Genomic DNA, 20,997 nt, shown 5'->3' on the forward strand with positions numbered 1-20,997 from the left:
AGGGACACGACGGTCGACAGGGCGCCACGCCCAGCCCCACACACCCCCCCGCATCAGGCCTCGCGGCCGATCACACGTCGGGGATGTCGGCCTTGGCGCGGATCAGCGTTTCGCGGGTGATGACCACGATGCGCTCGTAGTCGGCGCGTGAGGCGTCGGAAGGAAGCCCGGCATCGAGCGCCTCCGTGGCGTCCGTGCCGATGACGGCGAAGTTCCCGTCGGCCAACTCGAAGATGTCGGGGCAGTTGCCTCCTCCCGTGCTCCCCCGCTGGCTTGGGGGCACACCGATCCGACGGATGATCTGACTCACTGTTGGTTCCCTCTGACTTTCCACGCTGAACAAGGTTGAACACAAGGCTGGAAGAGCTTGCGCACGACGGCTGCGGGGCGATGGGGCGGCCCTGTGGGGCGCGTTCGTCATCCGGCGGCGTGAGCGATGATCTTATGGAGTCGCCTACGCGATCACGTGTGAGTCAACCCCAGCAGCGTCTGGGACAACGTGACACTTCATCCGTTCGTTATGGGCCGACGGCGTGATTCTCGGACCGTGCGCCGGTTTACTCGCTCGGCGGCTCGCCGACCACCCACCATTCGTCTATGTCGGCCTCCTCCAGCCGGTGCAGCAGGTCGTCGACCATGCGGCCGAGATCGGCCTCGTCCGAGTCGTCGGGCAGCGTGGCACGCTGGCCCTGCGTCGCGTACCAGTACTCCCGGACGACAGGGTTCTGCAGGAGGCCCCGGACGCGTCCGTAGAACTCCTCACGCGTGAGATTGCCGATGCGGTAGTAGAAGAGCAGGTTCGTGTAGAGGGCGTTCGCGAAGAGGTACTGGCGTCGCTTCTGGGGCGACGCGGGGACTTCGAAGATGTCCAGCACTTCCGCCAGTTCGGGACTGTCGATGGCCTTGCTCAACAGCTCCCAGTGCAGCCGCTGCTGGTGTGCCAGGTTGGCGTGCTGCTGTGTGGACGCCATCTGCTCGATGCGTTCGAGCCGTGTGTGCAGTGCCTTGAGCGTGTGGCGTTGTGCGGCGAGCGTGACGAGGGCTCCGGCCGCCAGGCCGAATCCCGCCGCCGCGACGGGCCCCAGCCTCCGTACCCGCGATTTCAGTGTGGCCATGTCAACCCCCGAATCAGGCGACCGTCAGCCGGTCGTCGGACGATGCGGATGGACTGACGGGGACCGGCGAGCGGTGGATGGCGCTTGCCGTCTCCCAGAGTGCCGAGCGGCTCTGATCGGCGGGGAGGCGGAGAAGAGGCGCACGGAGGGAAGTGAGGGTCGCACGCCACGGCGCCTTGACCAACGTCTGCCCCGCGAGCGCTGCTAACAATCGTTCACTTCGCGGTGATTCTTCCGGCTCGTATCCTGGGTCGTCGTTCCCTTCCCGACCGCGCGCCGGTTGCGAGCCGGTGCACGCGCTGGTGCCAGAGAGGTCGCACGTTGACGCAGAGCCGCAGTCCGCAGCAGATCCCGGTCGTCGTTCTCGCCGGATTCCTCGGCTCCGGCAAGACGACACTGCTCAACCACCTCCTCCACCGCAGCGGCGGCAGCCGTATCGGCGCGATCGTCAATGACTTCGGGGCCATCGAGATCGACGCCATGGCCGTGGCCGGTGCGCTCGGAGACTCCACCGTCTCGCTCGGCAACGGCTGTCTGTGCTGCGCCGTCGACGCCGGTGAGCTCGACGTCTACCTCGAACGGCTCGCCCGCCCCTCCACCGGCATCGACGTCGTCGTCATCGAGGCGAGCGGCCTCGCCGAGCCCCAGGAACTCGTGCGGATGGTGCTCGCCAGCGAGCACCCGGGGATCGTGTACGGCGGACTCGTCGAGGTCGTCGACGCCGCCGAGTTCGACGAGACCCGCGCGAAGCACCCCGAGATCGACCGGCACCTGGCCCTCGCCGACCTCGTCGTCGTGAACAAGCTGGACCGGACGTCCGACGCCGACCGCGTCCTCGGTCTGGTCCGCTCCCTCACCGACCGGGCGGCCGTCGTCCCCGCCACCTACGGCCGGATCGACCCCGAGTTCCTCTTCGACTGCCGGCCGGGTGAGGAGCGCGTCGGGCAGCTCTCCTTCGACGACCTGCACCGGCAGGACGACCATGAGTACGACGACCACGCCGGCCACCTGCACACCACGTACGACAGCCTGTCCTTCACCTCCGCGGTCCCCCTCGACCCGCGACGGCTGATGGCGTTCCTCGACAGCCGCCCCGAGGGGCTGTACCGGATCAAGGGGTACGTCGACTTCGGCCCGCACGACCCCGGCAACCGGTACGCCGTGCACGCCGTCGGCCGCTTCCTCCGCTTCTGTCCCGAACCCTGGGGAACCGCGGAGGAGCGCCTCACCCAGCTCGTCCTCATCGGCTCCGGCATCGACACGGCCGCTCTCGGCAAGGAACTCGAGGCGTGCGGGAACGACGCCCCACACGCCGACGAGCACGGCATGTGGGGCGTTCTGCGCTACGTACAGGACCCCGGGGAACCGGAGGAGGAGACCTGGGCGGACGCCTTCACGGGAATCGACCCGGAGGACTCCGCCGAGGTCTTCCCGGAGGCCCAGTAGTGCTTCGTTAGCTCTCCCGGTCCTGCCTGGTCACCGGCATGGTGGTGGGTATGAAGCTCGGTGAGGTGGAACGGCTCCGGGGTGAGTTATCGGAGTTCGTTGCTGATGTGTTTGGGTCGCTGCCGCGGCGGGATCAGCGGCGGTGGGGTGATTGTTGTCTGCGTGGTCTGATGCTGGACGGTCGGCGCAAGTCGATCCAGCCGATGGCCGAGCGGCTGCCGGACGGGAACATGCAGGCCCTGCAGCAGTTCGTGAACCAGTCGCCATGGGATCCGCTGCCGGTGCGGCAGCGGATTGTCGGGCATGCCTCCAAGTCCCGGCTGGAACTGGGCCTGCCGGACCGGTTGGCCACCTGGTTGCCGACGGTGCCGGTGATCGTGGCCGATGCCGGCTACGGACGCGGCTTCTCCTTCCGACTTGCGCTGGAAGAACGGGGCTGGTCATACGTATGGCCGTCGACCCCAAGGAGACCGCCCGCCCGGTTGGGGCCAAGCCGCATCAGCCTGCCTATGGCGGTCTGGGGCCGCCCACTCTGCCCCGCTACCGTGAGTCGGCTCGGCCTCTGCCGCAGCTCATCGATGCCGACATCCGGTTTGAGGAAGTCGTCTGGCGTGAGGGCAGCAAAGGCACGATGACCTCCCGCTTTGCTGTTCTCGAGGTGCGGCCGTCCGGCAAGGAAACCTCCCGACCCCCCCAGGAACAGGGCGGCGGACGCAGCCAGTGGGATGGAGTGCTGCCCCTGCGGACCCTGCTGGTCGAACAGTCCGAGGGAGCACAGCAGCAGCCGACCGGCTACTGGATGACCAACCTGCCCGCCACCACACCGATCACCGACCTGGTGCGATGGGCCAGGATGCGCTGGCGCATCGAGCACGACTACCGCGAGCTCAAGCACGGTCTGGGCCTGGACCACTTCGAAGGCCGCACCTGGCGCGGCTGGCACCACCACGTCACCCTCGTCACCGCCGCCCAGGCCTTCCTCACCCTGCGGCGGCTCGACCCCAAAGCACACACGCCGGCCTGACCCTCTACCAAGTCCTCGACATCCTTCAGGACTTGCTGAGGTGCTGGACCGGCACCTGCACCACCTGCGGCCGCCCCCTCACCACAAACAGAAGCAGAACCTAACGAAGCTAGACGCGGTCCTGGAAGACGGTGTACCAGGGGTACGTGCCCACCACGGTGCCGTCGGCCGTCACGGCCTCCAGCGTGTAGAAGTACGTGTTCCCCTTCGTCGCCGTGGTGTCCGCCCACGTCCGGGCGTCCGCCGGGAGTAGTCCGTCGTGCTGGGGCTCGTACGCCTTGGTCACCGGGTTCCACCGGCTCACGCGGTAGCCGGTGACCGTGGCGCAGCGGGCCGTGTCGGTGCACTGCCAGTCGACGGACGGACGGGTGGCCGTCGCGTTGTGGCTCAACCTGCCGAGGTTCCAGTCCCGGGTGACGGTCACGGACGGCCGGACGTCGAGCTCGGTGGCCTCGACCACGGTGACCTTCGGGTCGCTCGGGTGCAGCGTGTTGCCCCAGCGGTCCTTGGCCATCACCGCGTACACGTGCGTCTCGCCGTCCGGCAGGTCGCCGCAGAGGATCGCGAGCGGGTTGCTCGTGCCCTCCGCGCAGGTGTCGGGGCCGAGCCACTTGACCGTGCCGTCGGCCTGCCGGACGCCCGTCCACACCACGTACTCGTCGATGTCGTCCTCGGGCGAGGCGGCCCAGCTCACCAGCATGCCGTCGGCGCGCGGGGTGACCTTCACGCCGGTGACCGGGCCGGGCGCCACGGTGTCGCCGGTGCGGACGACGAGCGGCGCGGAGTACGCGGACTCGTTGCCGTCCGGGTCCACCGCCGTGACGGCGTACGTCACGTACGTGTTCATGGGCATGTCCAGGTCGACGCACCGCCCCCCGTTGCCCGCCTCGTTGCTCCCCTCTTCGGCGCAGGCCACCTCGGTGCGCGCGGCCGGGTCGAAGGTCTTGCCGGGCGAGCGGTACACGCGGTAGTGCCCGCCGTTGTCCCAGTCCTCGACCCAGCGGCCGCCGGGCGCCGTCCAGTTCACCGAGGTGGAGGCGGGAACGGCGTAGGAGTTCAGGCCGGTCGGGGACTCCGGCGGCGTACGGTCGACGCCGTCGCCGGTGACCGTGGCGTACGCCCCCGGGTTGCCGAGCGCGTCGACCCCGCGGACGCGGTAGTGGCGCGGGGCGTTCGGGGGCGCGTCGGTCCGGTACGACGCCGTGGTCGTCGTGCCCAGCAGCGTGAACGGGCCGGTGGCCTCGGACGAGGCGTACACCTCGTACTTCGCCGCGTCGGCGACGGCCTGCCAGTTCAGGGCGGCCCACCACGCGTCGCTGACGACCGTGAGACCGGTCGGGGGCACCGGGCCCGTGCGGTCCACGGTCGTCGCCGTCACGTCCGGGCTGCCGGTGGACTCGCGGCCGGCCTTGTCGACGGCGCGGACCTCGTACAGGAAGGTCTGGCCGGTCGCGGGCGACGCGTCGACGAAGGACGGGGTGGTGAGCAGCGACGTGCCGCTGACCTTCGCCCAGCTCGTGGCGCTCAGTCGGCGGTACACGCGGTACCCGGCGAGGTCCATCTCCTTGTTGGCGGCCCAGCGCAGGGTCGTCTTGGCGGTGTCGCGGTTGTACGCGGCGGTGAGGCCGGTCGGGGCGAGCGGCTTGACCGTGTCGACGGCGGCCTCGGTGCGCGGGGTGTACGTGAAGGCGGCGTTGGCGACGCCGGTCCAGGCAACGTAGTCCACGCGGATCGTGTGCTTGCCGGCCGGGATGGTCAGGTCGACGGTCCTGCGGGCGGTGGTGGAGACGTTCTTCCACAGGTCGATCTTCCGCACGCCGTCGACGTAGACGCGCATGCCGTCCTGCGTGGCGGCGGAGAGCCGGAAGGGGCCGCCGGAGCCGAAGTCACGGGTGAGGGACCAGCGGACGGAGAAGTTGTCCTTGGGCAGCGTGACGCCCGCCGGGTCGCCGTACCCGTAGTTCTCGCTGATGACGGAGTCGCAGGCGGTCAGCTTCGGCGTGCCGCCGAAGGTGGAGTTGCCGAAGTACTGCGCCCTCCAGAGGGGAGAGGTGCAGGTGACCGCCGCGGAGGCGGGGGCGGCGGTGATCAGGCCGCCGGTGGTGGCGAGCGCCGCCGTCGCGGCCAGCGCGGACAGCCGGGTACGAGTCATCAGGAGAGTGGGCCCCTTCTGGACCAAGGGAAAGCATGTGAAACGGGTGACGCCTGTGTGACTCATGGGGCGGGGGCAGGGTTGCCCCGCCCGTTCACCACTTTTCACGGACGTTCGCCACTCGTCGGCCGTACCGGTGGACGTCAGCCGTAGCGGCGCCGCGCGCATGTTCCCGTCCGGCAACCGCTCGGCCACCAGCTGGATCGACTTGCGCCGGCCACATCCCTCCGCCATGCCCCCAACCAGCCAAGATCAGCAGACCTCACGAAGCACCACCAGGCAGTGTCCTTCGGATCATCCCGGGGCCGCGGTGTCAGCCAGGCGCCGCGGCCCCGGGTCGGGCTGATCCGGAAGGCACCGCCTAGAGCGGACCCGCCACCACCGACACCGTCTTCGCCAGCGACACGCCCGAGCCGTCGCGGCGCGGGTCCATCTCCGGGAGTTCGACCGGGGTGCCGTTCTTCTGGGCGGCCCGCGCCGGAGCGGCGCCCGCCCAGGCCAGGGACAGGCAGTCCTCGCCCTTCAGGAACCGCTGGCAGCGCACGCCGCCCGTGGCGCGGCCCTTGCGCGGGTACTGGTCGAACGGGGTCAGCTTCGCCGTCGTCTGGACGGAGTCGTCCAGGGTGCCGCGCGAACCCGCGACCGTGAAGACCACCGCGTCCGCCGCCGGGTCCACCGCCGTGAACGAGATCACCTTGGCGCCCTCGGTGAGCTTGATGCCCGCCATACCGCCCGCCGGGCGGCCCTGCGGGCGCACCTGCGAGGCCTGGTAGCGCAGCAGCTGGGCGTCGTCCGTGATGAAGACCAGGTCCTCCTCACCGGTCCGCAGCTCGACCGCGCCGACGATCCGGTCGCCCTCCTTGAGGGTGATGACCTCCAGCTCTTCCTTGTTGGACGGGTAGTCGGGCACCACGCGCTTGACGACGCCCTGCTCCGTGCCCAGTGCCAGCCCGGGGGAGGACTCGTCGAGCGTGGTCAGGCAGACCACCGTCTCGTCGCCCTCCAGGGAGACGAACTCCGCCAGCGGGGCACCGCCGGAGAGGTTCGGTGCCGACGCCGTGTCCGGGAGCTGCGGCAGGTCGACGACGTTGATCCGCAGCAGGCGGCCCGCCGAGGTGACGGCGCCGATCTCGCCGCGCGCGGTGGCGGGCACCGCCGAGACGATCACGTCGTGCTTGGTGCGCTTGGCGTCCCCGTCCTGCGCGAAGGGCTCGCTGTTCGCCGTGCGGGCCAGCAGGCCCGTCGAGGAGAGCAGGACGCGGCAGGGGTCGTCGGCGACCTGGAGCGGTACGGCGGCGGCCGGGCTGCCCGCCGACTCCAGCAGGACCGTACGGCGTTCGGTGCCGAACCTCTTGGCCACCGAGGCCAGTTCGGCGGAGACCAGCTTGCGCAGCTCCGTGTCCGACTCCAGGATCCGGGTCAGCTCGGCGATCTCCTCGTTGAGCCTCTCCTTCTCCGCCTCCAGCTCGATGCGGTCGTACTTCGTCAGCCGGCGCAGCGGCGTGTCCAGGATGTACTGGGTCTGGATCTCCGACAGGGAGAAGCGCTCCATCAGGAGCTCCTTGGCCTGCGCACTGTTCTCGCTGGAGCGGATCAGGCGGATGACCTCGTCGATGTCGATGAGCGCCGTGAGCAGGCCCTCCACGAGGTGCAGGCGGTCGCGCCGCTTGCCCCGGCGGAACTCACTGCGGCGCCGGACGACCTCGAAGCGGTGGTCGAGGTAGACCTCCAGGAGCTCCTTCAGGCCCAGCGTGAGCGGCTGGCCGTCCACCAGCGCCACGTTGTTGATGCCGAAGGACTCCTCCATCGGGGTCAGCTTGTAGAGCTGCTCCAGGACCGCCTCCGGCACGAAGCCGTTCTTGATCTCGATGACCAGGCGCAGGCCGTGCGCACGGTCGGTGAGGTCCTTGACGTCGGCGATGCCCTGGATCTTCTTCGAGCCGACCAGGTCCTTGATCTTGGCGATGACCTTCTCGGGGCCGACGGCGAAGGGCAGCTCCGTGACGACCAGGCCCTTGCGGCGGGCCGTCACGGTCTCCACCGACACGGTGGCGCGGATCTTGAAGGTGCCGCGGCCCGTCTCGTACGCGTCCCTGATCCCGGAGAGGCCGACGATCCGGCCGCCGGTGGGCAGGTCGGGGCCCGGGACGTGCCTCATCAGGGCGTCCAGGTCCGCGCCCGGGTAGCGGATCAGGTGGCGGGCGGCCGCGATGACCTCGCCCAGGTTGTGCGGCGGCATGTTGGTGGCCATGCCGACGGCGATGCCCGAGGCGCCGTTGACCAGCAGGTTCGGGAAGGCGGCGGGCAGGGCCACCGGTTCCTGCTCCTGGCCGTCGTAGTTGGGCGCGAAGTCGACGGTGTCCTCGTCGATCGACTCCGTCATCAGGCTCGTCGCCGCCGCCTGGCGGCACTCGGTGTACCGCATGGCGGCCGGCGGGTCGTCGTTGCCCAGTGAGCCGAAGTTCCCGTGGCCGTCGACCAGCGGCACCCGCATGGAGAAGGGCTGGGCCATGCGCACCAGGGCGTCGTAGATCGACGCGTCGCCGTGCGGGTGCAGCTTGCCCATGACCTCGCCGACGACGCGCGCGCACTTCACATAGCCGCGGTCGGGGCGCAGGCCCATCTCGTTCATCTGGTAGACGATGCGGCGGTGCACCGGCTTGAGACCGTCGCGGGCGTCCGGCAGGGCGCGGGAGTAGATGACCGAGTACGCGTACTCGAGGAAGGAGCCCTGCATCTCGTCGACGACGTCGATGTCGAGGATCTTCTCCTCGTACGAGTCGTCGGGCGGCGGGGTCTTCGTGCTGCGGCGGGCCATCGCTGCCGGCTCCTCCTGTTTTCTGGTCGCTCGCCTACGGGACGTTCACATCGGTGTCCAGGGGCGCTCGTGCTCAGCCCTGCGGGCCCCAGCGCACTCACCCTCTCGACACCGACGCGTCCCCTTCGGCTCGCTCTGGCTGAAGCGTGTGACGGGTCTGACGCGGACCATTGTGGACCGTGGCACTGACAGTGCGGGCCACGCCCCGGGCGTCGGCGTCCGGCCCCGGCTGGAGGGGCACCTCCTCCACGACTGCCCGCAGGCTACGCGATCTCGCTCTCGGCGTACGTCGTCCGGGAACTTCTCCGACGCTCCGCGCGCTTGCATACAGTGGCAGGACCGGCAGGAAAACCGCGGTTTCGACGACCGCGTCCGCGATCGGAAGGGACGTACATGCCCATGGGTCACACGGCCACAGCCCAGGCAGGCTCCGGGGGCCTGACAGCGACCGAGCACCGCCTGGCCAACGGCCTGCGCGTGGTGCTCTCCGAGGACCACCTGACCCCCGTCGCGGCGGTGTGTCTCTGGTACGACGTCGGTTCGCGCCACGAAGTCAAGGGGCGTACCGGCCTTGCTCACCTTTTCGAGCACCTGATGTTCCAGGGCTCCGCCCAGGTCAAGGGCAACGGCCACTTCGAGCTGGTCCAGGGCGCGGGCGGCTCGCTCAACGGCACCACCAGCTTCGAGCGCACCAACTACTTCGAGACCATGCCCGCCCACCAGCTGGAGCTCGCCCTCTGGCTCGAGGCCGACCGCATGGGCTCCCTGCTGGCCGCCCTGGACGACGAGTCCATGGAGAACCAGCGCGACGTCGTCAAGAACGAGCGCCGACAGCGCTACGACAACGTCCCCTACGGCACGGCCTTCGAGAAGCTGACCGCCCTCGCCTACCCGGACGGCCACCCCTACCACCACACCCCGATCGGGTCCATGGCCGACCTGGACGCGGCGACCCTGGAGGACGCGCGCGCGTTCTTCCGCACCTACTACGCGCCCAACAACGCGGTGCTGTCGGTCGTCGGCGACATCGACCCGGAGCAGACGCTCGCCTGGATCGAGAAGTACTTCGGCTCGATCCCCGCCCACGACGGCAAGCCCGCCCCCGGCGACGGCACCCTGCCCGACATCATCGGCGAGCAGCTGCGCGAGGTCGTCGAGGAGGAGGTCCCGGCCCGCGCCCTGATGGCCGCCTACCGCCTGCCGCACGACGGCACGCGCGCGTGCGACGCGGTCGACCTGGCGCTCACCATCCTCGGCGGCGGTGAGTCCTCCCGCCTCTACAACCGCCTCGTCCGCCGCGACCGTACGGCGGTGGCGGCCGGCTTCGGCCTGCTGCGGCTCGCCGGGGCGCCCTCCCTGGGCTGGCTGGACGTGAAGACCTCCGGCGACGTCGAGGTGCCGGTCATCGAGACCGCCATCGACGAGGAACTCGCCCGGTTCGCCGAGGAGGGCCCCACGGCCGAGGAAATGGAGCGTGCCCAGGCCCAGTTGGAGCGCGAGTGGCTGGACCGCCTCGGTACGGTCGCCGGCCGCGCCGACGAACTGTGCCGGTACGCCGTGCTCTTCGGTGATCCGCAGCTCGCCCTGACCGCCGTCCAGCGTGTGCTGGACATCACGGCGGAGGAGGTGCGGGAGGTCGCCCAGGCCCGTCTGCGTCCCGACAACCGGGCCGTGCTGGTCTACGAGCCCGTCGAGAGCACAGAAGGCGCCGAGAGCGCCGAGAACACCGCCAGCACCGAGAACACCGCCGACGAGAACGAGGAGGCGGCCCAGTGACCGAGCTCGCCACGATGGACTTCCACCCCCAGCCGCAGGCGGGCGAGGCCAGGCCGTGGGCGTTCCCCGCCCCCGCGCGCGGGACGCTCGACAACGGCCTGACCGTCCTGCACTGCCACCGTCCCGGCCAGCAGGTCGTCGCCGTCGAGATCCTCCTGGACGCGCCCCTGGACGCCGAGCCGGCCGGTCTGGACGGTGTCGCCACGATCATGGCGCGGGCCTTCTCCGAGGGCACCGACAAGCACTCCGCCGAGGAGTTCGCCGCCGAGCTGGAGCGCTGCGGCGCCACCCTCGACGCGCACGCCGACCACCCCGGTGTCCGGCTGAGCCTCGAGGTCCCGGCCTCCCGCCTGGCCAAGGCCCTCGGCCTGATCGCCGACGCCCTCAGGGCGCCCGCGTTCGCCGACAGCGAGGTCGAGCGACTCGTCCGCAACCGCCTCGACGAGATCCCGCACGAGCTGGCCAACCCCTCCCGGCGGGCCGCCAAGGAGCTCTCCAAGGAGCTGTTCCCGGCCACCGCGCGCATGTCGCGCCCCCGCCAGGGCACCGCGGAGACGGTCGAGAGCATCGACTCCGCGGCCGTCCGCGCCTTCTACGAGAAGCACGTCCGTCCCGCCACGGCCACGGCCGTGGTCGTCGGCGACCTCACGGGGGTCGACCTGGACGCGCTCCTCGGAGACACCCTGGGCGCCTGGACGGGCTCCTCGGCCCAGCCGCGGCCCGTGCCGCCGGTGACCGCCGACGACGCCGGCCGGGTCGTCATCGTGGACCGTCCCGGCGCCGTCCAGACGCAGCTGCTGATCGGCCGCGTCGGCCCCGACCGGCACGCGCGCGTGTGGCCCGCGCAGGTGCTCGGCACGTACTGCCTCGGCGGCACCCTCACCTCCCGCCTGGACCGCGTCCTGCGCGAGGAGAAGGGCTACACCTACGGCGTGCGCTCCTTCGGGCAGGTCCTGCGTTCCGCGCCGGACGGCACGGGCGCCGCGATGCTCGCCATCAGCGGCTCCGTCGACACCCCGAACACCGGTCCCGCGCTGAAGGACCTCTGGCAGGTGCTGCACACCCTCGCCGCCGAGGGTCTCACCGACGCCGAGCGCGACGTCGCCGTGCAGAACCTGGTCGGCGTGGCGCCGCTGAAGTACGAGACCGCCGCGGCCGTCGCCGGCACGCTGGCCGACCAGGTCGAGCAGCACCTGCCCGACGACTACCAGGCGACGCTGTACCAGCAGCTCGCCGCCACCGGCACCGTGGAGGCCACCGCGGCCGTGGTGAGCGCCTTCCCGGTCGACCGCCTGGTGACCGTCCTCGTCGGTGACGCCGCCCAGATCAAGGAGCCGGTCGAGGCCCTGGGCATCGGAGAGGTGAAGGTCGTGTCCGCGGAGTAGGCACCGCGACGACACGCGCGCGTGGGGCCCTGGTGACCGACGGATCATCAGGGCCCCTTGATGTCCGAATTGAGGGAGAGGTTGCCTGTCTGCCCTGTGGCATGCGCTACAAAAGCCGCGATCCGTTTGGGGATTGACAGCGAGCGCGTCTAGTTTCATCCGGGCTGTTCGTCGGGCAGTGCGCCGCACCCGCGGCACCGGACAGCCATCGCCGAGTCCCCGTACGGCGCGAGCCAGGGGAGCCGGGGACCCACGTACGCAGTCCCTGGGGTGAATCGGACGCCCGCGCTCGTCGCGAGGGGGTCCGTAGGAGACCTTCCTGCTCCGAACCCGTCAGCTAACCCGGTAGGCGAGAGGGAAGGAAAGGACCACTCGACTTCATGGCGTTCACCTGCGCCACCGGGAAGCACCGTCGTCCCAGCCGGATGCAGCGCACCACCGCCCGCGCGGCGGGCATCGCGGCGCTCACCACCACCGGCGTCATCGGCACCGTCGCCTCTTCCCCGGCTCTCGCCGCCGAGACCTCCGCAGAGCAGACCGGGCTGATCCCCGTCGTCACCATCGGCGACTCCGTCGCCGAGCGGATCGACGACCAGGCCGCGGCCCAGAAGCAGGCCGCCCAGGAGGAGGCCGCCCGCAAGGAGGCCGCCGCCCAGGCCGCCGCGAAGATCAAGGAGGAGCGCGAGGCCAGGGTCCGCGCAGCCCGTGAGGCCGAACGCAAGCGCCTCCACACCTTCGTGTCGCCCATCACCGGGTCCTACGTCTCCACCGGTTACAAGTCCGGTGGCTCCCTGTGGTCTTCCGGCAGCCACACCGGCATCGACTTCCACGCTTCGAGCGGCACCTCCGTGCACGCGGTCGGGCTCGGCACCGTCGTCGAGGCCGGCTGGGGCGGCGCCTACGGCAACCAGGTCCTGATCCGGATGAACGACGGCACGTACACCCAGTACGGCCACCTGTCGTCCATCAGCGTCTCGGTGGGCCAGAAGGTCACCCCGGGCCAGCGGATAGGGTTCTCCGGCGCGACGGGCAACGTCACCGGCCCGCACCTGCACTTCGAGGCCCGTACGAGCGCGGAGTACGGCTCGGACATCGACCCGGTCGCCTACCTCCGCCAGCACGGCGTGAACGTCTGACGACGTACGGCGACAGATCGTGCAGCCCCGGCCCGTGTGGCCGGGGCTTTCGCCGTTTCATGCGCCCCGCTGTCCAAAAAATATCCATGGATTCCGGCCCGCCATCGGAAATGGGGACTCATTGCAATAGAGTCACTGACCACACGTCATTCGTCGACGTTTCACGGGGATTAAGGCGGAGGTCGGTATGCGTATTCCGGCGCACTCGGTGTGCACGGCCATCCGGGACGACATCGTCGCGGGTGTCTACGAGCGCGGCAGCCGCCTCACCGAGGAACTCCTCGCGCGCCGCTACGGCGTCTCGCGCGTCCCCGTCCGGGAGGCCCTGCGCACCCTGGAGGCGGAGGGCTTCGTCGTCACACGGCGGCACGCGGGCGCGTGCGTCGCCGAACCGACCGAGCAGGAGGCCGCCGACCTGCTGGAGATGCGCATGCTCCTGGAGCCGCTCGGCGCCGCCCGGGCCGCCCAGCGACGCACCGAGGCGCATCTGAAGGTGCTGCGCGGACTCGTCCGGCTGGGGCAGGAGCGCGCCAGGAGGGGCAGCAGCGAGGATCTGCGCTCCCTGGGCGGGTGGTTCCACGAGACGCTCGCCCAGGCCTCCGGCAGCCACGCCCTGACCGCCACGCTCACCCAGCTGCGCCACAAGATCGCCTGGATGTACGTGGTGGACGCACCGGCCAACCCGGTGGAGTCCTGGACGGAGCACGGCGCGATCGTGGACGCGGTGGCGCGCGGCGACGGCGAGCGCGCGCGGGCGGTGACGGCGCTGCACACCGAGCGCTCGTCCACCGCACACCGGCTGCGCTTCGCGGGCGGGGACCGCCAGGATCGTGTGAGGACTTCGCAACACGTCGTAAACATGTCGGGCCAGCGGCATTAACACGGGAGCCGTATACAAAGAGGGGAATTCGGCGGAGACGTATTTCCGCTGCCCTTTTTCGACGCGCCCCGGAATTCCCGGCGGCGCGCTCTTCGTGTGCTCGCGGACTTTTCCCGTCCGGTCTCCGGCAATTCTCCGGAGCGACCGCGTGAAACGGCGGAACCGCGCCGCCCGGGGAAGGGCGACGCGGCTCCGTGTGCGCTGCGAGCGGGGCTCAGACGGTCTCGGGAAGCTCCTCGAGCCCCTCGGAGACCAGCTTGGCCAGCCGGTCGAGGGCGACGTCCGCGCCCTCGGCGTCGGAGGCGAGGACGATCTCCTCGCCGCCCTGGGCGCCCAGGCCGAGCACGGCCAGCATGGAGGCCGCGTTGACGGGGTTGCCCCCCGCCTTGGCGATCGTCACCGGGACGCCTGCGGCCGTGGCGGCTCGGACGAAGATGGAGGCGGGGCGGGCGTGGAGGCCCTCGGCCCAGCCGACGTTGACGCGGCGCTCAGCCATGTGATGCTGCCCTTCGGTGTTCAGGGTTGTCTAGACCAGTGTTCCACACGTGAAGCGTGCCCGGAACGGTCCTGCGTCCCGTTCCGCCGTGGTCGTCGGGTCGCGGCCTCGACCCGACGTTCCGTCCTCCACAGACTGCCCTGCGCCCTTGTCGGACGCGAGCCGTAGTCTGGGCCCCATGCAGAGCGCGCCGGACCGGCACGAGTACCCCGCCCACTGGGAAGCCGACGTGGTGCTGCGCGACGGCGGCACCGCGCGCATCCGCCCCATCACCGTTGATGACGCCGAGCGCCTGGTCAGCTTCTACGAGCAGGTCTCGGACGAGTCGAAGTACTACCGCTTCTTCGCGCCCTACCCGCGTCTGTCCGCCAAGGACGTCCACCGCTTCACGCACCACGACTTTGTGGACCGGGTGGGACTCGCGGCCACGGTCGGCGGCGAGTTCATCGCCACCGTACGCTATGACCGCATCGGTGCCGACGGTCTGCCCGCCTCCGGGCCCGCCGACGAGGCCGAGGTCGCCTTCCTCGTGCAGGACGCCCACCAGGGCAGGGGCGTGGCCTCCGCGCTGCTGGAACACATCGCGGCCGTCGCGCGCGAGCGCGGCATCCGACGGTTCGCCGCCGAGGTGCTCCCCGCCAACAGCAAGATGATCAAGGTGTTCACGGACGCCGGATACACCCAGAAGCGCAGCTTCGAGGACGGCGTCGTCCGCCTGGAGTTCGACCTCGAACCCACCGAGCGCTCCCTGGCCGTGCAGCGCGCGCGGGAGCAGCGTGCAGAGGCCCGCTCCGTACGGCGGCTGCTGGTGCCCGGCTCGGTCGCCGTCGTCGGCACCGGCCGCGCCCCCGGCGGCGTCGGCCGCAGCATCCTCGGCAATCTCCGGGCGGCAGGCTTCACCGGGCGCCTGTACGCGGTCAACAAGGCGTTCCCCGAGGACCTGAAGGAGCTCGACGGGGTGCCCGCCCACCGCTCGGTGCGCGACATCGACGGGCCCGTCGACGTCGCCGTCGTCGCCGTCCCGGCCGAGCGCGTGCCCGAGGTCGTCACCGAGTGCGGCGAACACGGCGTGCAGGGACTCGTCGTCCTCGCCGCCGGATACGCGGAGAGCGGCCCCGAGGGACGCGAGCGCCAGCGCGAACTCGTGCGCCACGCGCGCGCGTACGGGATGCGGATCATCGGGCCCAACGCCTTCGGGATCATCAACGCCTCCCCGCAGGTGCGGCTCAACGCGTCCCTGGCGCCGGAGATGCCCCGGCCCGGCCGCATCGGACTGTTCGCCCAGTCCGGCGCCATCGGCATCGCCCTGCTGTCCCGGCTGCACCGGCGCGGCGGAGGCGTCACCGGCGTCACCGGCGTGTCGACGTTCGTCTCGTCCGGCAACCGCGCCGACGTCTCCGGCAACGACGTCCTGCAGTACTGGTACGACGACCCCGACACCGATGTCGCCCTCATGTACCTGGAGTCCATCGGCAACCCGCGCAAGTTCACCCGCCTCGCGCGGCGTACGGCGGCGGTGAAGCCGCTCGTGGTGGTGCAGGGCGCCGGATCCGCCCCCCAGGGGCACGCCGTACGGGCCACGCGGCTGCCGCACGCGACGGTGTCGGCGCTGCTGCGGCAGGCCGGCGTGATCCGCGTGGACACCATCACCGAGTTGGTGGACGCCGGCCTCCTGCTCGCCCGCCAGCCGCTGCCGGGAGGTCCGCGGGTGGCCATCCTGGGCAACTCCGAGTCGCTGGGGCTGCTGACCTACGACGCCTGCCTCTCCGAGGGATTGCGCCCGCTGCCCCCGCTGGACCTCACCACGGAGGCGTCGGCGGACGACTTCCACGCGGCGCTGGCGCGGGCCCTGGCCGACGAGACCTGCGACGCCGTCGTGGTGACGGCGATCCCGGCGATCGGCGAGGTGTCGCCCGGCGACGCGGAACTGGCGGATGCCCTGCGCTCGGCCGCGGCCGCGGGCCCCGCCAAGCCGGTGCTCGTCGTGCACGTGGAACTCGGCGGCCTGGCGGAGGCCCTGTCGGCCGCCACGAGCACCGCCCCACGCGCGCGTGCCGCGACGGCGGACGCGGGGACACCGGGCGCCGGCCGGGGACCCGCACCCGTGGCCCCCGAGGGCGCCCACCTCATCCCCGCCTACCCCGCCGCCGAACGCGCGGTCCGCGCCCTCGCCGAGGCCGTGAAGTACGCGCAGTGGCGCCGCGAGGCCGCAGACCCCGGCAAGGTGCCCGAGTACGAGGACATCGACGAGAAGGGCGCCGCCCAGCTGATCGGCGGGCTCCTGGCGCGCGGGCAGGGCCTCACCCTCGGCACCGACGAGACCTGCGAGCTGCTCGGCCGGTACGGCATCCCCGTGCGCCGGGCCATCCCCGCCCCCACCCCGGACGAGGCCGCGCGGGCCGCACGCGCCCTCGGCTACCCCGTCGCCCTCAAGGCCACCGCCCCCCACCTGCGCCACCGCGCCGACCTGGGCGGTGTCCGGCTCGACCTCGCCGACGAGGAGCAACTGCGCCGGTCGTACACCGAGTTGACCGAGCTGTTCGGGACGCCGCAGGAGGTGCGCCCGGTCGTCCAGGCGATGGCCCCGCGCGGGGTCGACACCGTCGTCCGCGCGGTCATCGACCCGGCGGCCGGAGCCGTGCTCTCGTTCGGGCTCGCCGGGGCCGCCTCGCAGCTGCTCGGGGACATGGCGCACCGCCTGGTCCCGGTCACCGACCGCGACGCGACCTCCCTGGTCCGCTCGATCCGGACGGCACCGCTGCTGTTCGGCTGGCGCGGCTCGACGCCCGTGGACACCCCCGCCCTGGAGGAGCTGCTGCTGCGTGTGTCCCGCCTGGTCGACGACCACCCGGAAGTCGTCGCGGTCACGCTGGAGCCGGTCGTCGTCGCCCCGCACGGCCTGAGCGTCCTCGGCGCCTCCGTACGCCTGGCGCCGCCCCCCGCCCGCGACGACCTCGGCCCACGGACGCTCCCGGCGTACTGAAGCCGTCGTGAGCGGTTTCCGGTCGCCGTGACAGGTCCCTCGCAGTCAGTGGGTCCCCGTAGGATGGACGGCATGGCCAAGACCAGTACGACGACCCAGGGGCTGCGTGCGGCGATCGAGCGCAGCGGCTACTACCCGGCCCTCGTGGCCGAGGCGGTGGAGGCCGCCGTGGGCGGCGAGCCCATCCGGTCGTACCTGGTCCACCAGGAGACCACCTTCGACCAGAACGAGGTGCGCCGGCACGTGACCGTGCTGGTCCTCACCGGCAACCGCTTCATCGTCAGCCACACCGACGAGCAGGCCGCCGACACCACCTCCCCGACGCCGTACGCCACGACGTCCACCGAGTCCGTGAAGCTCGGCCGGATCTCGTCGGTCGTGGTCAGCCGCGTGGTCGCCAACCCGGAGTCGTACGCACCGGGCACCCTGCCCCGCGAGGTCGTGCTGACCATCGGCTGGGGCGCCGTCTCCCGCATCGACCTGGAGCCGGCCGCCTGCGGCGACCCCAACTGCGACGCCGACCACGGCTACACGGGCAACTCGACGGCCGACGACCTCAGCCTGCGCGTCAGTGAGGCCGGGGACGGCCCGGAGACGGTGCGCCAGGCGCTCGCCTTCGCGCAGGCGCTCTCCGAAGCGACCGCGGACCTCACCCGCTGATGTCGCACCCGTCGCCTCCCTCCGCCCAGGACCGAGGGCGTTCCGCGCCCGCCCTCTCCGATGCCGCCTGGGGCCACCCGGAGCCTCTCGCCGTCTCCTCCGCGCCGGTCCCCGAGTACGGCTCGGGCTCCCTCGCCGACCTGCTGCCCACTCTGGCCGCCGGCCTGGGCGTCCCCGGCATGACCGCGGCGATTCCGGAACTGACCGCGGCCGATCGCAACTGCGTCTTCCTGATCGACGGCCTCGGCTGGGAGCAGATCCGGGCCCACCCGGACGAGGCGCCCTACCTGCACGCCCTCCTCGCCGGCTCGCGCGGCGGCACCGGACGCCCGCTCACCGCCGGCTTCCCGGCGACCACCGCGACCTCCCTCGCCTCCGTCGGCACCGGCCTCCCGCCGGGCGCCCACGGCCTGCCCGGCTACACCGTGCGCAATCCGGCCACCGGCGAGCTGATGAACCAGCTCCGCTGGCAGCCGTGGACCCCGCCGGGGCCCTGGCAGCCGTACCCGACCGTCTTCCAGCTGGCCGACGCGGCGGGTGTGCACGCCGCGCAGGTGTCCTCGCCCACCTTCGAGAACACCCCGCTGACCAAGGTGGCGCTCAGCGGGGGAACGTTCCTCGGACGCCTGACCGGCGAGGAGCGCATGGACCTCGCGGCCGAGCAGCTCGCGGTCGGCGACCGCTCCCTCGTCTACACGTACTACGCCGAACTCGACGGTGCCGGACACCGCTACGGCGTCGCCTCCGACACCTGGCGCGGCCAGCTCATGTACGTCGACCGGCTCGTCCAGCGCCTCGCGGAGCAACTCCCGCCGCGCAGCGCGCTCTACGTCACCGCCGACCACGGCATGGTCGACGTGCCCTTCGACGAGCAGCACCGCATCGACTTCGACGAGGACTGGGAACTGCGCGCCGGGGTCGCGCTGCTGGGCGGCGAGGGCCGCGCCCGTCACGTCTACGCCGTGCCGGGCGCGGAGAACGACGTCCTGACCTGCTGGCGCGAGGTGCTCGGCGAGCAGTTCTGGGTGGCCTCGCGGGACGAGGCCGTCGCCGCGGGCTGGTTCGGGCCGCCCGGCCAGGTCGACGAGCGCGTGTACGCCCGCCTCGGCGACGTGATCGCGGCCGCCCGCGACGACGTCCTGCTCATCGCCTCCGAGCGGGAGCCGAAGGAGTCGGCGATGGTCGGCAACCACGGCTCGATGACCCCTGCCGAGCAGCTCGTTCCCCTGCTCGAAGTACGCCCCTGAAGCCCGCCCCTGTTCTTCCTTGCCGAAAGGTGCCCAACTCCCCATGCCCGAGCTGGTCTTCTTCTCCGGAACCATGGACTGCGGGAAGTCGACGCTGGCTCTCCAGATCGAGCACAACCGCTCCGCGCGCGGCCTGCAGGGCATGATCTTCACCCGTGACGACCGTGCGGGCGAGGGCAAGCTGTCCTCCCGACTCGGCCTGGTCACCGACGCCGTCGAGGTCGAGGACGGGCAGGATCTCTACGCCTACCTCGTCGACCACCTCTCGCACGGCGGCCGCGCGGACTACGTGATCGCGGACGAGGCGCAGTTCCTCGCCGAGGAGCAGATCGACCAGCTCGCGCGCGTGGTCGACGACCTCGGCGTCGACGTCTACGCCTTCGGCATCACGACCGACTTCCGCTCCAAGCTGTTCCCCGGCTCCCAGCGGCTCGTCGAACTCGCCGACCGCGTCGAGGTGCTCCAGGTGGAGGCCCTGTGCTGGTGCGGCGCCCGGGCCACGCACAACGCCCGTACGGTCGGCGGCGTGATGGTCGTCGAGGGCGCCCAGGTCGTCGTCGGCGACGTCGACCAGGCCGACACCATCGGGTACGAGGTGCTGTGCCGCCGGCACCACCGGCGCCGTATGACGGCGGCGACGGCGCGGGCGGCGGCGCTGTCGCCGGACGTGCTGCCCGTGCAGCGGGTGTAGGCCGTGTCTTTCGGATCACCCCCGTCAGCCGGGCGCCGCGGCCCCCAGTCGGGCTGATCCGGAAGACACGACCCGGGCGAGCGGTCGTCCCGTCGGCCGGCCCGAGCGTCAGCGGGGATCCTGGATCAGCGAGAAGCGGGCCCCCTCCGGGTCGGTCACGGTCGCCACGCGTCCGTGGGCGCTGTCCCGGGCCGGTTTCAGGACGTGCCCGCCGAGGGCGACGACCCGCGCGAGCGCCTCGTCCACGTCGGCGACCTCGAAGTACGTCATCCAGTGCGGCCCCCGGTCGCGGGGCAGGGTGGTGCCGACGCCGTGGACGCCGGCGACGGGGCGGCCGGCGACGTGCAGGGTGACGTAGTCGAGGTCGTCGGAGGCCACGGACTCCCGCTCGTAGCCGAAGACCGTCTCGTAGAACTTGGCGACGTGCGCGGACTCGAAGGTCAGCACTTCGTTCCAGGCGGGTGTGCCGGGCACGCCGGTGATGTCCGTGCCGAGGTGGGCGGTCGCCTGCCAGATGCCGAAGACGGCGCCGGAGGGGTCGGAACCGATGGCCAGACGCCCGGCCTCGGCGGCGTCCAGGGGACCGACCCCGATGGTGCCGCCGCACAGGCGCACCGTTTCGGCGGTCGCGTCCACGTTGTCGGAGGCGAGGTAGGGCGTCCAGGCGATGGGGAGGTGGAGGTCCGGGGGCAGTTGGCCGAGCCCGGCCACATCACGGCCGTCGAGCAGCGCCCGCACGTACGGGCCGAGTTGCCGCGGACCGGGTTGGAATTCCCAGCCGAACAGCTCACCGTAGAAGTCCTGAGTGGCGGTCAGGCCGTGCACCATCAGGCTCACCCAGCAGGGTGTGCCGGGCGCGTACCGGGCGTGTGCTTCGCCGTTCAGGCCGGCCGACCCCCGTGCCTCGGTCATCGTCACTCTCTCCTCGGCCCCTCGCGGTGGCCGCGTCGCTTCCGCCCTCCGGCTCCGAGCCGATGCTCGCACCACCCGAGGTGCCACGCGCTCCGGGCGCGCCGCCGCACCACGGCCCGTGTCGGGAGGATGTCCGATGTGCGGTTCCTCGTCCGTGTCCGTGCGATTGCCGACAGATGTCGATCGGCTGTACGGCATGTGCCCGGTTCCGTACGCGCTGTGATCGGACCTGCCCGGCCGAGCAGAGTAGCCGGACATGGACGCCGAGGCCACCCC

At 71.4% G+C, this 20,997-nt stretch carries 15 protein-coding genes, 1 pseudogene and 1 riboswitch; of the genes and pseudogenes, 10 read left to right on the forward strand and 6 right to left on the reverse strand.

The window, feature by feature from the left end; genetic code table 11:
- Nucleotides 1-70 precede the first annotated feature (70 nt).
- Nucleotides 71-310, reverse strand: a complete 240-nt coding sequence (locus tag ACF1A1_RS31610) for a hypothetical protein (RefSeq protein ID WP_392004422.1) — start codon at nt 308-310, stop codon at nt 71-73.
- A gap of 247 nt (nt 311-557) precedes the next feature.
- Nucleotides 558-1,115: a DUF6082 family protein gene (locus ACF1A1_RS31615; protein WP_392004423.1), complete on the reverse strand. Its 558-nt coding sequence runs from the start codon at nt 1,113-1,115 to the stop codon at nt 558-560.
- Nucleotides 1,116-1,436: 321 nt separating this feature from the next.
- Between ACF1A1_RS31615 and ACF1A1_RS31620 the strand changes: the two genes are divergently transcribed.
- Entirely contained in the window at nt 1,437-2,561 is a 1,125-nt protein-coding gene (locus ACF1A1_RS31620; RefSeq protein ID WP_392004424.1) for a CobW family GTP-binding protein, read from the forward strand.
- Between the two features lie 50 nt (nt 2,562-2,611).
- Nucleotides 2,612-3,585 (forward strand): annotated as a pseudogene (locus ACF1A1_RS31625) (IS701 family transposase).
- A 109-nt stretch (nt 3,586-3,694) separates the two neighbouring features.
- Here ACF1A1_RS31625 and ACF1A1_RS31630 read toward each other — a convergent pair.
- Together ACF1A1_RS31630 and ACF1A1_RS31635 are read right to left on the reverse strand one after the other, a co-directional pair.
- A complete protein-coding gene (locus ACF1A1_RS31630) occupies nt 3,695-5,737 on the reverse strand; it encodes a PA14 domain-containing protein (protein ID WP_392004425.1) in 2,043 nt (680 codons plus the stop codon).
- A 361-nt stretch (nt 5,738-6,098) separates the two neighbouring features.
- A complete protein-coding gene (locus ACF1A1_RS31635) occupies nt 6,099-8,555 on the reverse strand; it encodes a DNA topoisomerase (ATP-hydrolyzing) subunit A (RefSeq protein ID WP_392004426.1) in 2,457 nt (818 codons plus the stop codon).
- 393 nt (nt 8,556-8,948) lie between these two features.
- On the opposite strand from ACF1A1_RS31635, the gene ACF1A1_RS31640 reads away from it, so the two are divergent.
- The 4 genes from ACF1A1_RS31640 to ACF1A1_RS31655 all read left to right on the forward strand — a co-directional run bounded on the left by ACF1A1_RS31640 (nt 8,949) and on the right by ACF1A1_RS31655 (nt 13,732).
- Nucleotides 8,949-10,331, forward strand: a complete 1,383-nt coding sequence (locus ACF1A1_RS31640) for a M16 family metallopeptidase (protein ID WP_392004427.1) — start codon at nt 8,949-8,951, stop codon at nt 10,329-10,331.
- The gene (locus ACF1A1_RS31645; RefSeq protein WP_392004428.1) at nt 10,328-11,716 is read left to right on the forward strand and encodes a M16 family metallopeptidase; all 1,389 of its coding nucleotides are present in this window, start codon (nt 10,328-10,330) and stop codon (nt 11,714-11,716) included. The genes ACF1A1_RS31640 and ACF1A1_RS31645 overlap by 4 nt, the downstream gene beginning before the upstream one ends.
- 199 nt (nt 11,717-11,915) lie before the next feature.
- A riboswitch (cyclic di-AMP (ydaO/yuaA leader) is annotated at nt 11,916-12,083 on the forward strand.
- 13 nt (nt 12,084-12,096) lie between these two features.
- Nucleotides 12,097-12,852: a M23 family metallopeptidase gene (locus ACF1A1_RS31650; protein WP_392004429.1), complete on the forward strand. Its 756-nt coding sequence runs from the start codon at nt 12,097-12,099 to the stop codon at nt 12,850-12,852.
- Nucleotides 12,853-13,039: 187 nt separating this feature from the next.
- Nucleotides 13,040-13,732, forward strand: coding sequence for a GntR family transcriptional regulator (locus ACF1A1_RS31655; protein ID WP_392004430.1), 693 nt, complete (start codon nt 13,040-13,042; stop codon nt 13,730-13,732).
- Nucleotides 13,733-13,946: 214 nt separating this feature from the next.
- Here the strand turns inward: ACF1A1_RS31655 and ACF1A1_RS31660 are convergent, their stop codons facing one another.
- Nucleotides 13,947-14,228, reverse strand: a complete 282-nt coding sequence (locus ACF1A1_RS31660; RefSeq protein WP_145866789.1) for an HPr family phosphocarrier protein — start codon at nt 14,226-14,228, stop codon at nt 13,947-13,949.
- A 178-nt stretch (nt 14,229-14,406) separates the two neighbouring features.
- On the opposite strand from ACF1A1_RS31660, the gene ACF1A1_RS31665 reads away from it, so the two are divergent.
- The 4 genes from ACF1A1_RS31665 to ACF1A1_RS31680 all read left to right on the forward strand — a co-directional run bounded on the left by ACF1A1_RS31665 (nt 14,407) and on the right by ACF1A1_RS31680 (nt 19,809).
- Complete coding sequence (locus ACF1A1_RS31665) at nt 14,407-17,211, forward strand: GNAT family N-acetyltransferase (protein ID WP_392004431.1); 2,805 nt, start codon at nt 14,407-14,409, stop codon at nt 17,209-17,211.
- A gap of 63 nt (nt 17,212-17,274) precedes the next feature.
- Nucleotides 17,275-17,871: a DUF5998 family protein gene (locus ACF1A1_RS31670; protein ID WP_392004484.1), complete on the forward strand. Its 597-nt coding sequence runs from the start codon at nt 17,275-17,277 to the stop codon at nt 17,869-17,871.
- On the forward strand, nt 17,871-19,118 hold the full coding sequence (locus ACF1A1_RS31675) for an alkaline phosphatase family protein (RefSeq protein WP_392004432.1): 1,248 nt from the start codon (nt 17,871-17,873) through the stop codon (nt 19,116-19,118). The genes ACF1A1_RS31670 and ACF1A1_RS31675 overlap by 1 nt, the downstream gene beginning before the upstream one ends.
- 43 nt (nt 19,119-19,161) lie before the next feature.
- Entirely contained in the window at nt 19,162-19,809 is a 648-nt protein-coding gene (locus ACF1A1_RS31680; RefSeq protein ID WP_392004433.1) for a thymidine kinase, read from the forward strand.
- Nucleotides 19,810-19,917: 108 nt separating this feature from the next.
- Here the strand turns inward: ACF1A1_RS31680 and ACF1A1_RS31685 are convergent, their stop codons facing one another.
- Nucleotides 19,918-20,721: a VOC family protein gene (locus tag ACF1A1_RS31685; RefSeq protein WP_392004434.1), complete on the reverse strand. Its 804-nt coding sequence runs from the start codon at nt 20,719-20,721 to the stop codon at nt 19,918-19,920.
- Between the last annotated feature and the right edge of the window lie 276 nt (nt 20,722-20,997).

This window comes from Streptomyces sp. NPDC014995 (assembly GCF_043080745.1).
In the GTDB taxonomy this organism is placed as follows: domain Bacteria; phylum Actinomycetota; class Actinomycetes; order Streptomycetales; family Streptomycetaceae; genus Streptomyces.